This is a genomic window from Chloroflexus sp., assembly GCF_034435895.1.
GTDB lineage: Bacteria > Chloroflexota > Chloroflexia > Chloroflexales > Chloroflexaceae > Chloroflexus.
This window is the reverse complement of sequence record NZ_DAOTWH010000228.1, coordinates 1-11,495: the sequence shown is the minus strand read 5'-3', so window position 1 is coordinate 11,495 and position 11,495 is coordinate 1. Positions and strand designations below refer to the sequence as shown.

Annotated in this window: 12 protein-coding genes; 6 read left to right on the top strand and 6 right to left on the bottom strand. The window is 60.0% G+C overall.

The genetic code is table 11. The annotated features are described in order from the left end of the window. Positions 1-130: 130 nt before the first annotated feature. From U9R81_RS13410 to rpsL, 4 genes are all read right to left on the bottom strand, one after another. Positions 131-1,012, bottom strand: coding sequence for a class I SAM-dependent methyltransferase (locus U9R81_RS13410; RefSeq protein ID WP_322495945.1), 882 nt, complete (start codon positions 1,010-1,012; stop codon positions 131-133). A gap of 51 nt (positions 1,013-1,063) precedes the next feature. Continuing rightward, positions 1,064-3,172: an elongation factor G gene (fusA, locus tag U9R81_RS13405; RefSeq protein ID WP_322495944.1), complete on the bottom strand. Its 2,109-nt coding sequence runs from the start codon at positions 3,170-3,172 to the stop codon at positions 1,064-1,066. 63 nt (positions 3,173-3,235) lie between these two features. Next, positions 3,236-3,709, bottom strand: coding sequence for a 30S ribosomal protein S7 (gene rpsG / locus U9R81_RS13400; RefSeq protein WP_066784871.1), 474 nt, complete (start codon positions 3,707-3,709; stop codon positions 3,236-3,238). Between the two features lie 12 nt (positions 3,710-3,721). Then, entirely contained in the window at positions 3,722-4,177 is a 456-nt protein-coding gene (gene rpsL / locus U9R81_RS13395; protein ID WP_066784868.1) for a 30S ribosomal protein S12, read from the bottom strand. Positions 4,178-4,512: 335 nt separating this feature from the next. Between rpsL and U9R81_RS13390 the strand changes: the two genes are divergently transcribed. From U9R81_RS13390 to U9R81_RS13365, 6 genes are all read left to right on the top strand, one after another. Further along, a complete protein-coding gene (locus U9R81_RS13390) occupies positions 4,513-5,286 on the top strand; it encodes a WecB/TagA/CpsF family glycosyltransferase (protein WP_322495943.1) in 774 nt (257 codons plus the stop codon). A gap of 100 nt (positions 5,287-5,386) precedes the next feature. Beyond that, positions 5,387-6,940, top strand: coding sequence for an acyl-CoA carboxylase subunit beta (locus U9R81_RS13385; protein WP_322495942.1), 1,554 nt, complete (start codon positions 5,387-5,389; stop codon positions 6,938-6,940). 166 nt (positions 6,941-7,106) lie between these two features. Continuing rightward, on the top strand, positions 7,107-7,574 hold the full coding sequence (locus U9R81_RS13380) for an ATP-binding protein (RefSeq protein ID WP_322495941.1): 468 nt from the start codon (positions 7,107-7,109) through the stop codon (positions 7,572-7,574). Between the two features lie 11 nt (positions 7,575-7,585). Further along, entirely contained in the window at positions 7,586-7,798 is a 213-nt protein-coding gene (locus U9R81_RS13375) for an ATP-binding protein (protein WP_322495940.1), read from the top strand. Next, the gene (locus U9R81_RS13370) at positions 7,799-8,017 is read left to right on the top strand and encodes a hypothetical protein (protein ID WP_322495939.1); all 219 of its coding nucleotides are present in this window, start codon (positions 7,799-7,801) and stop codon (positions 8,015-8,017) included. A 38-nt stretch (positions 8,018-8,055) separates the two neighbouring features. Beyond that, positions 8,056-8,424 (top strand): STAS domain-containing protein, encoded by a 369-nt coding sequence (locus U9R81_RS13365; RefSeq protein WP_322495938.1) that lies wholly within the window; start codon positions 8,056-8,058, stop codon positions 8,422-8,424. Positions 8,425-8,484: 60 nt separating this feature from the next. Here U9R81_RS13365 and U9R81_RS13360 read toward each other — a convergent pair whose 3' ends face one another. Beyond that, positions 8,485-9,498 (bottom strand): bifunctional ADP-heptose synthase, encoded by a 1,014-nt coding sequence (locus U9R81_RS13360; RefSeq protein WP_322495937.1) that lies wholly within the window; start codon positions 9,496-9,498, stop codon positions 8,485-8,487. A gap of 625 nt (positions 9,499-10,123) precedes the next feature. After that, a complete protein-coding gene (locus U9R81_RS13355; RefSeq protein WP_322495936.1) occupies positions 10,124-11,338 on the bottom strand; it encodes a pyridoxal phosphate-dependent aminotransferase in 1,215 nt (404 codons plus the stop codon). Positions 11,339-11,495: the final 157 nt, after the last annotated feature.

Genomic DNA, 11,495 nt, shown 5'->3' with positions numbered 1-11,495 from the left:
TGCCGTGGTCGACGTGGCCGATGGTGCCGACGTTAATATGCGGTTTCGTCCGCTCGAATTTCTGCTTGGCCATTGTGTTGTTCCTCCGCGTTCTTGCGCGATCTGCTTATCCTTGTCAGCCGGATGCGGCTTATTCCCGATCAGACCAGACGGCGTAAATCGCCGTGGGCAACAAGCGGCGAGTGGTCTGTTCTGGGATGGCCAACTCGCCGGCGGTTACATATCCATGAAACGGCGCCATCGTCTCGGCAAGCAAATTACCGATTGTCAGCGCCGAAATGGTTGTCGCATAGGCGCATACCAACACACCTAACGGTTGCTGGCTGAGCAACGCAGCGCATTGGGCCAGCAACTGCGGCAATTGTTCGTGCAAGCGCCAAATCTCACCGTTTGGCCCGCGCCCAAACACCGGCGGGTCGAGCAAAATCAAATCGTAACGATTTCCCCGCCGCAATTCGCGGGCGACAAATTTACCGGCATCATCGATCAGCCACCGGATCGGGCGGCCGGTCAGTTCGGCCAGCGCCTGATTCTCTTGCGCCCAACGCACGGTAGGCTTCGAAGCATCGACATGCGTCACGTGCGCACCGTAGCGAGCGAGATGCAGGCTGCTCAATCCGGTATACCCAAACAACACCAACGCGCGTGGCTGGGTACGGCGTTGCACTTGCCGGGCCAACCATTCCCAATGGGCGCTATGTTCAGGAAACACGCCCGTATGGCGAAACGGCGTCAAGCGCAGCCAACAACGCACCCCATTGGCATTGATCGGCCAGCGTTCGGGCAATGGTCGATGTTGTTGCCATTCACCCGGCCCCTCATCGCCGCGCGTGCGGCGAAACGTCGCATCAGCCTTCTGCCATTCGGTCGCCGGCAAATGCGGCGACCAGATCGCCTGCGTCTCCGGCCGGGCCAACACATACGGGCCAAACCGTTCCAATTTCGCGCCGTGGCCTGAGTCGATCAATTCATAATCAGACCAAGGCGGCGGCGTCAGCAGGCGTAGTTCCATCGTCGCAGAAAAGGGACGACCGCGCGGGGCGGCCGTCCCCGTCCTTCCTCACTAATTTGCGCTGCGCTTCTCGATAATCTCCTTGGCCAACGCATCAGGCAGCGGCTCGTAATGGTCAAATTCCATTGACGAGGTGGCGCGGCCCTGCGTGGCCGAGCGGAGGTCCGTCATATACCCGAACATATTGGCCAGCGGCACGAAGGAACGCACCACCTGCGCATTGCCGCGGGCTTCCATGCCTTCGATGCGGCCACGGCGCGAGTTGAAATCGCCGATCACGGTGCCGAGGAATTCTTCGGGAGTGACCGTCTCGACTTTCATAATCGGCTCGAGCAATTGCGGCTTGCCGCGGCGAACCGCTTCTTTGAGACACATCGACGCCGCGATCTTAAAGGCCATTTCCGACGAGTCAACCTCGTGGTACGAACCGTCGTACAGCGTTGCCTTAACATCAACCACCGGATAGCCGGCGATCACGCCAGTCTGCATCGCTTCGCGCAGGCCCTGCTCGACAGCGGGGATATATTCTTTGGGAATCACACCGCCGACGATCGCATTGACGAACTCGAAGCCACCGCCGGGAGGCAACGGCTCGAACTTAATCTTAACGTGGCCATACTGGCCCTTGCCACCGGTCTGGCGGACGAAGCGGGTCTCGTGATCAACCGGGACAGTGATCGTCTCACGGTACGAAACCTGCGGCTTGCCCTGATTCGCCTCGACCTTATACTCGCGGCGCATACGATCGACGATCACCTCGAGGTGCAGCTCACCCATACCCTTGATAATCGTCTGGCCGGTCTCAGGGTCGGTATAGACGCGGAAGGTCGGGTCTTCCTCGGCCAACCGGCTGAGGGCGATCGACATCTTGTCTTGGTCAGCCTTAGTCTTCGGCTCGATCGCCAACTCGATCACCGGCTCAGGGAAGCGAATGCTCTCAAGCACGATCGGGTGATCGGGATCGCAGATCGTATCGCCGGTATAGGAGTTCTTGGGGCCGACCATCGCCGCGATTTCGCCGGCATACACCTCATCGATGTCTTCGCGATGATTGGCATGCATGCGGAGGAGGCGGCCAAGGCGCTCACGCTGGCCACGGGTCGAGTTAAGGACATACGATCCCTTCTCGATCTTGCCGGCGTAGACGCGGAAGTAGGCCAGCTTCCCGACATACGGGTCAGCGACAATCTTAAAGACCAGCGCGGTAAACGGCTCATCGTCGCTAACGCGGCGAGTAATCACCTCAACCCCCTCATCACCCGCCACCTGACCGGGCAAGGTGCCGGTAATCGCGGGGCGATCGAGCGGCGAAGGCAGGTATTCGATGACAGCGTCGAGCAGCTTCTGAACGCCCTTATTACGCAGGGCCGCACCGCAGAGCACCGGCACTAGCTTGCGCTCGATCGTCGCCTTGCGCAGACCGCGCTTCAACTCCTCGACGGTCAGCTCTTGGCCTTCGAGGTAGAGCAGGGTCAGCTCATCGTCGGTCTCGGCGATCATCTCGACCAGCTCATTGCGGGCCTTCTCGGCGGCGGGACGCAGCTCAGCGGGAATTTCCTCTTCACGGATATCCTTGCCGAGGTCGTCATAATAGATCGTCGCCTTCATCGAAAAGAGGTCGATCGTGCCGCGGAAGGTGTCTTCCACGCCGATGGGCAACTGGACGACCGCCGGCTTCGCGCCGAGGCGATCCTTAATCATCTGCACACAGCGCTCGAAGCTTGCGCCGACGCGATCCATCTTATTCACGAAGCAGATGCGCGGCACATTATACTTATCGGCCTGTCGCCAGACCGTTTCCGACTGAGGTTCAACGCCAGCCACGCCGTCGAACACGACGACGCCGCCGTCGAGCACGCGCAGTGATCGTTCCACCTCTACCGTAAAGTCGACGTGGCCGGGAGTATCGATAATATTGATCCGATACTCAACGCCATTAAGACGCCAAGGGGCAGTCGTCGCTGCGGCGGTGATGGTAATTCCGCGCTCCTGCTCCTGCGGCATCCAGTCCATCGTTGCGGTACCCTCGTGAACCTCGCCGATCTTGTACGTGCGGCCGGTATAAAACAGGATCCGCTCGGTCGTCGTGGTCTTGCCCGCGTCGATATGGGCAATAATGCCGATATTGCGTACCTTGTCGAGTTCGATCTGACGTGGCATACCCGTCACATACTCCTACGTGAGGCGACGCAAGTCGCCGTATCCTCTAAACCGAGACCGGCGCTAGAGCCGGCCATAGTGGGCGAAAGCGCGGTTGGCTTCCGCCATGCGGTGAACATCTTCCTTCCGCTTAATCGTCGTGCCGGTATTGTTGTAGGCATCGATCAACTCTGCAGCGAGGCGATCAACCATTGGCTTGCCCGAGCGCGCGCGGGCCGACATCAGCAACCAGCGCATGGCGAGCGAATAGCGGCGGTCGCTCTTGACCTCGACGGGCACCTGATAAGTAGCGCCGCCGACGCGCTTGGGCTTCACCTCGATCGAAGGGCTGGCATTGCGCAGCGCCTGCTCGAAAATCTCCATCTGCGGCTTCTTGAGCCGTTCGGCGGCAAGATCAAGCGCCTGATAGACGATCCGCTCGGCGACACTCTTCTTGCCGCGCTCCATGACCTTATTGATAAACTTCTGGACAAGAACGCTGTTATAGCGCGCATCCGGCGGAACTGGCCGCCGTTCAACCGTACCGCGACGGGGCATACCGCACCTCTCCTACTTCTTACCGCCCTTGCCAGCGGCTGCACCCTTGCCGACCGGCTGATTCTTCTTTGTACCGTACTTGCTGCGACCCTGCTTGCGACCGTTGACACCCTGCGTATCGAGCGTGCCACGCACGATGTGATAGCGCACGCCGGGCAAGTCCTTCACACGGCCGCCGCGGATCAACACCACCGAGTGCTCTTGCAAATTGTGCCCCTCGCCGGGGATGTATGCCGTCACCTCAAGGCCGTTGGAGAGCCGCACGCGGGCGATCTTGCGCAGCGCCGAATTGGGCTTCTTCGGCGTCATGGTCGTCACCTTGGTGCAGACGCCGCGCTTCTGTGGCGATCCGCGGCCGCGAGTCAGCTTCCCCTTCAGCGAGTTGTAGGTGAAGCGCAGGGCCGGGGCTTTGGTCTTTTTCACCACCGGCTTGCGCGGCTTCCGAACAAGTTGGTTAATGGTCGGCATCTAATGCTCTCCTTTAAACCGGCCTGCGATCAACAAGCTTTTGCAGACAAAATAATAGCTGGCCCAAAGATCTGGTCGCAGTATGCCACTGCGCCTTAGAAGTGGGCCGCATGGCGCGCAAACATTCTGCTGCGCAATTTCTTCGCAGCAGTATCGGAGTATAGCACTGTCACTAGGCTTTGTCAAACAGGACAACGAATGGGGAACGAATGAACGAATGGGACAGCGAATGGGGGTTTAAGGGATGTGGATGGTTTGCTATGCGGCGTTGTCTTTGTTTGTAGCCGGATGCGGTATGATGAGAGACGATACACCGTGTCATGGCAGGAATAGCGATGAGATCAGGCCGGATTGATATTCTAGGTGTACCGATTGATGATGTAACCGAGCCGGAGGCGTTGGCGCGGGCAGCGGCGATGATCGAGGCCGGCGGGCCGCACCAGATTTGTACGGTCAATCCGGAGTTTATCATGGAGGCGCGACGCCATCCGGCATTTCGCGCGGTGTTGCAGGCATCCGATTTGAATACGCCTGATGGTTTTGGTGTGCTGCTGGCGGCGCGTTGGTTGGGCACGCCGTTGCGGGGTCGGGTGACTGGCGTCGAATTGACGCAAGGCTTGGCCCAGCTCGCGGCGGAACGCGGCTACCGCATCTTCTTTTTAGGGGCGGGGCCGGGGGTGGCAGAAGCGGTGGCGGCGGTGTTGCAACGACGCTGGCCGGGGTTGCAGGTTGCCGGCTGTTATGCCGGTTCGCCGGCGCCGGAAGCTGATGCGCAGCAGCGCGCGATCATCGCGGCGGCGCGGCCTGATATCTTGCTGGTGGCGTATGGCCATCCGCGTCAAGAGTTGTGGATCGCGCGCAACCAGCCATTCTTGCGGGCGCCGCTGGCTATGGGCGTAGGTGGGACGTTTGATTATCTGGCCGGCCGGGTGCCGCGCGCCCCGCAGGTGATACGCCGGTTGGGGCTAGAGTGGGCCTTTCGTTTGGTGGTGCAACCGGCGCGCTGGCGGCGGATTATCGATGCAGTGCCGGCGTTTGTGTTGGCGGTGCTCTGGCAGGGCCGGCGGGGCAGCGCAGCGGGAATGAGGAATGAGGGAGCAGGGAAATAAGATCGATTGCTCGTCGTCATGAGCGTGATGATACATTCAGTAAGCGCGACCTAAACCGTATTGCCGGCGGTGTGAGCCGGCGCTGGAAGTGAGGAGTGCTATGGCGCAGACCACAGCGGAAAAGATTGCAGCGCTGCGCGAGCGGCGCGAACGAGCGCGCAATCAAGACCCGGCGGCAATTGCCCGCCAGCATGAGCGTGGCAAGTTGACCGCGCGCGAGCGGATTGAGCGTCTGCTTGACCCCGGTTCGTTTGTTGAACTCGATGCTTTTGCCGTCCATCGCACCTCGGCGTTTGGCATGGAACGGCGCAAACCGTTGGGTGACGGTGTCATTACCGGTCACGGCACGATCGATGGCCGTCCGGTGTGTGTGTTCGCCCAAGACTTTACCGTCTTCGGCGGTTCGCTCGGTGAGGTGTTCGCCGAGAAGATTTGTAAAGTGATGGATCTGGCGCTGCGCATGGGCGTGCCCTGCATCGGGATTAACGACAGCGGCGGCGCGCGTATTCAAGAGGGTGTGGTGAGTCTGGGCGGCTACGCCGAGATCTTCTACCGCAACGTGTTGAGCAGCGGCGTCATTCCCCAACTCTCGATTATTGCCGGCCCCTGCGCCGGCGGCGCAGTCTATTCGCCGGCGATGACCGATTTTATCTTTATGGTCAAAAACATCAGCCAGATGTTTATTACTGGGCCTGATGTGATCAAGACCGTAACCGGCGAGGAGGTCGGCTTTGAAGAGTTGGGCGGGGCGATGACCCATAACACGCGCAGCGGTGTGGCCCATTTTGCCGCCGATACTGAAGATGAGTGCTTTGACCAGTTGCGAACGCTGCTGTCGTTCTTGCCGGCGAATAATATGGAAGACCCGCCCTACCAGCCGCCGACCGATGATCCTGAGCGGATGGATGAGGAATTGCAGAGCATTGTGCCTGACAATCCGCGCAAAGCCTACGACATGATCAAAGTGATCGAATCGGTGGTGGACGATGGCTTCTTCTTTGAGGTGCAGCCGGCATGGGCAAAGAATATTGTGATTGGCTTTGCCCGGCTCGATGGGCACGTGGTTGGCGTGGTCGGCAATCAGCCGCTGCAAATGGCCGGCACGCTCGATATTGACAGCTCGGTCAAAGCAGCGCGCTTTGTGCGCTTCTGTGACGCCTTTAATATTCCGCTTGTGACCTTTGTTGATGTGCCGGGTTTCTTGCCGGGCACCCAGCAAGAATATGGCGGGATCATTCGTCACGGTGCGAAGTTGCTCTACGCCTACTGCGAGGCGACGGTGCCGAAGTTGACGGTGATTACGCGCAAAGCGTACGGCGGCGCGTATGACGTGATGGCGAGCAAGCACATTCGGGCCGATTTCAACTTCGCGTGGCCGACAGCCGAGATTGCAGTGATGGGGGTGGATGCTGCGGTGCGGATCATCTTCCGCAAAGAGCTGGCTGAAGCCGATGACCCGGCGACGCGGCTGACCGAGCTGGTGGAAGATTACCAAAACCGCTTTGCCAACCCGTATGTCGCTGCCGAACGCGGCTACATTGATGCCGTGATCGAGCCGCGCGAGACCCGTCCGGCCCTCATTCGCGCGTTGCGCCTAGCTCGTACCAAACGCCAAAGCCTGCCCGCGCGAAAACATGGCAATATTCCGTTATGATTAGTGTGATCGCGGCTTAAGATCTGGTAACACGCTTGTTGATGCCTGTGCTATCATAAATGTGTTGTATCAACATGTAGGGCCGTTGCGAAGCAACGGCTCTACGACCAATCGGGTCGCACTGCAATAGCTCTACAATCAAAGCTCGCAGGGTGGGAAGACAGGCATGAGCGATGTCGAGGGCGCGACAGGACATGTGATCGAACTGCGCCTGCCAAGCCGGCTAGGCTACGAACGGATCGCGATGGATACAGCGGCGGCGCTGGCGCGGCGGATGGGTTTTGCTGATGAGCGGATTGACGCTTTGCGCACTGCCATCGGCGAAGCAGTGACCAATGCTATCGAGCATGGCAACCAAGCCGATGCAGCGATGAAAGTGGTGGTCGTGCTGACTGTGCGCCCCGATGAGCTGATTATTAGTGTGTCCGATCAGGGGCGGCGGGCGCTAGAGCTTGAACGGACGAAGACGCGGCCTCATATCGCTGATGTCTTTCAACGCGCTGATAAGGGCGGTTGGGGTATTTGGCTCATGCGAGAATTAATGGATGAAGTAGAATTTACCCTAGCGCCGGGCGGCGGGAATCAGGTGCGAATGGTTGTCCATCTGGAACGCTCGCCGGTTGGTGATCAATAAGCCGGGACATTATGCAGATCATCCTCCCCAGTATTCTCGGCTACGAAGTCGTTGCGCGTGACGCGGTGGCGTCGTTGGCTCGCCGCTGCGGCATTTCACCAGAGCGCGTCGAAGACGTGAAGACGGCGTTGTGCGAAGCGTGTACGAATGCGATTGAGCATGGCAATCGATCTGATCCGCAGCGGAAAGTGCAGGTGCTCTGCACCGTAGACGAACAGCGCTAGATGATCGAGGTCTGCGATGAGGGCGGTTCGTTGCCGGTATTACCGCGCAAGCCAGTTCAGTGGACGCTGAACCAGCGCGCTTCATTGCGAGGGATGGGTCTCATGCTCATTGTTACGCTCACCGATGAGGTGAGTGTCGTGGCTGACCCGAACAATGGCACGTGTATGCGGCTCGTGTTTTACCGTGATCTGACAGGAGATAGCGTGAGTGTATCGTGATACTGCTGGATTATGGTGGATGATCTGAGGAGCGATCGATGTTAGAAGACGAGTTGACCGTCAATATTCGCCATCGTGACGGCGTAGCGATTATCGATCTGATCGGTGATGTGACGACCTTCGCCGAAGAGAAGATCAACGGCGCGTACCGGCAAGTAACGGAGAAGGGCGATCGGTTCATTCTGCTCAACTTTCGCCAGAACGATTATATTAATAGTGCTGGGATTGCCATTCTGATCGGGATTGTCACCGAAGTGAATCAGAATGGGCAGAAGTTGGCGGTCAGCGGGTTGTCACCGCATTTCCAAAAGATCTTTCGTATGGTCGGTTTGGCGCAATATGCCGAGATCTATCAGACCGAGGAAGATGCGCTCAGCGCGTTCAAGCAGCTAGGGGCAGTGGAATAGTTCATTGCACGAGTGTAGTTGCTGCTCTTGTTCGCCCTCTCGCGATCTGCCGCGAGAGGGTTATGTTGTCTCGATGGACGTGATGGCGGCAGCTAATTCATCTGGGGTAACGACCGCATTCCCTAACCGCCGCACCACCAACGCCGCTGCGATGTTGGCCAACGCCGCTGCTGTTCGTCCGCGGCAGCCGGCAGCCAACGCTAGCGTGGCGATGGCAATGAAGGTATCGCCGGCGCCGGTGGTGTCAAAGACTTCGCTTACGCGGTAGGCCGGTAGTTGTTGGTACGGCTCGTCGTCACCGATCAGCGCCAACCCGGCTGGGCCGCGGGTGACGATGACTAGCCGCGCAGCAAGTTCGTGATAGAGACGGGCAATGCCATCCGCCATCGTTGTATCTTCGAGCAGGGGCATGCCAAGGGCTGCCGCCGCTTCGGCATCGTTGCAGCGAAAGAGATCGGCGTGGCGGTAGTAGTGGGAATTGCCCTGTGCGTCAACAGCAAAGATGACTCCGTGTTGGCGGCAGTGATCGCGGATGGCGGCCACCACCCGCGGCGTGAGCAACCCCTGTTGGTAATCGGAACAGATGACGGCGTCAGCAGCCGGTAATTGCTGATCGAGCGCGGCGATGACCCGATCCTCTTCGGCAGGAGTCAGCGGGCGGCGATCGAGCCGGTCGAGGCGGGCGACTTGCTGCGGCAAGCGAGGAGCGGCGTCGGCCAGAATGCGCGTTTTGCGGGTGGTAACGCGATCGGCGACGGTGATCACGCCACTATCGTCAATTCCCGCAGTGCGTAACAGAGTGCGCAGATGCTTCCCTTCCTCATCGTCGCCGACGATCGCAATCAGACTGGCCTGCGAGCCGAGCGCCACCACATTGCGGGCCGGATTGGCCGCGCCGCCGAGGATCGTTTCCCGCCGCAAAAATTCGAGCACGGGAATCGGCGCCTCGCGGGAAAGGCGGGTGGCTTTGCCGTACAGGTATTCGTCAAGAGTGATGTCGCCGACCACAACGATCTGCCGTCCGGCAAGGATGGAGGGGTGCGGTAGGTCGTGGGAGGGTGGAGCGTCTGCCATACTTAGGTTTGATGATTCTAACGGCTTCGTCCCGATCTCGGCGGTACCGGCGGCAAGGAGAGGTTGCTGGTTTGGCGGGTGCAGGTGCGAATCCTCATCCCGGCCCCAACTCTCTTGCCCGCCGCCAGGTGGGAGCGGTAGTACGTTTGTTACCGCAGAGGGCGCCGAGGACGCAGAGGAAAAAGGAGCGCGGTGATACCAACCCCTTTGCACCTTTGCGACCTTTGGAATGGCCCCCATCCTTCCCTGCTAGGGTTCAAGGGCGGACAGAACATTTGTCCAGAACCCGGCCCTTCAGGGCCGGGCTAGGGGCACGAAGCTCGCTACGCGGGCTGTTGGCCCTTACCCCCAGCCCTCTCCTGCATCAGCGGGTTTAAAGGCGGACAGATTATCTGATCCGGCCCCCGGCCCTTCAGGGCCGGGCTAGGGGTACGAAGCCCGCTGCGCGGGCTGATGGTCCTCACCTCCAGCCCCTCTCCCACGCCAGTGTGAGAGGGGAACGCAGTGCCATGCGTTGCGGCATTACACAGCGATCAATCGTTGCGTTCGACCAAACGTTCTTTCCCTTCCTTCACCTGTGCGCGTGAAGAGCGCAACGGTGTTAGGGGGTGAAGCTGGCCTTGTGCTACCCGCCGAGCACCGCCTCGCGGAAGCGTTGCATCCCGATCCGGATCTCTTCGCTACCGGTGGCATACGACAGGCGTAGATAGCCGGGTGCGCCAAAGGCTTCGCCGCCGACGCAAGCAATGTGGGCCTCTTCGAGCAGGTAGAGGTTGAGTTCATCGCTGGTCGTGCAAACCTTGCCGTTGCGCAGCGGACGGTTGAGCAGCGCGCTGACGTTGGGGAAGACGTAGAACGCGCCGTCGGGCACAGTGCAGGTCACGCCGGGAATTTCGGCCAGCAGTTCGAGAATGAGATCGCGCCGGCGGAGGAACTCGGCAGTCATTGCTGCGACGGTGGCCTCGATCTCAGGATTGGGCGTGTACGCTGCCAACGCCGCATCTTGCGAAATGCTGGAGGTGTGGGTGCTGGTGTGGCTCTGGATAGCCTTGATCGCCTCGATGATCGGTTGCGGGCCGGCCACGTAGCCGACGCGCCAGCCGGTCATCGCATAGGCTTTGGCAGCGCCGTTGACCACCAGCGTGCGATCGGCCAGATCGGGCGCGATGCGCAACAGGCGGGCATACGGCACATACGAAATCGCATCGTAAATCTCGTCGGTAATGATAATCGCCGAGTGATCGCGCAACACCTCGGCGAGCGCCGCCAGCTCCTCAGCGCTGTAGACCGCGCCGGTCGGGTTCGAGGGCGAATTGAGCACCACAATCCGGGTGCGCTCGCTCAGGCTGGCGCGCAGTTGGTCAGGCGTCAGCTTGAAGCCGGTCTGCTCAGTCGTCTGCGGGGTGATGGGAGTAGCGCCAGCTAGCTTAGCCTGCTCGACATAACTCACCCAGTAGGGAGCGGGAATGACCGCCTCATCACCTTCATCGCAGAGGGCTTGGAAGGCGAGGTAGAGGGCCTCTTTCGCGCCGGTGGTGACGGTCACTTGGTTGATGCCATAGGTGATGCCCTGATCGGCAGTCACGCGAGCGGTCACCGCTTTGCGCAGCTCAAGCGTGCCGCCGGTAGGGGTGTAGTGGGTATGGTTGGCGTGAATGCCGGCGATGGCAGCCTGCTTAATCGGTTCAGGGGTATCGAAATCGGGTTCGCCGACGCTGAAGGAGATGACCTTAATGCCAGCGGCGCGCATCTGGGCGACGCGAGCGGTCATAGCGGCAGTGGCCGAGGCTTCAAGGGCGGCGAGGCGGCGGGCAAGGCGATATTCGATCTTAGCGGACATGGAACGCTCCTGTCTGGTCGGGTATAAGTAGCGCGCAGACATCAAGTGTCGCAAGTACAATTTACCCGATTATACCAGAGACGGGTACACGTGGCGAGGGGCAGCGGTGGAAGCGGGTTGATTTCGCGGTTGTGGCGTGCGGCAGTCATACTGCCGC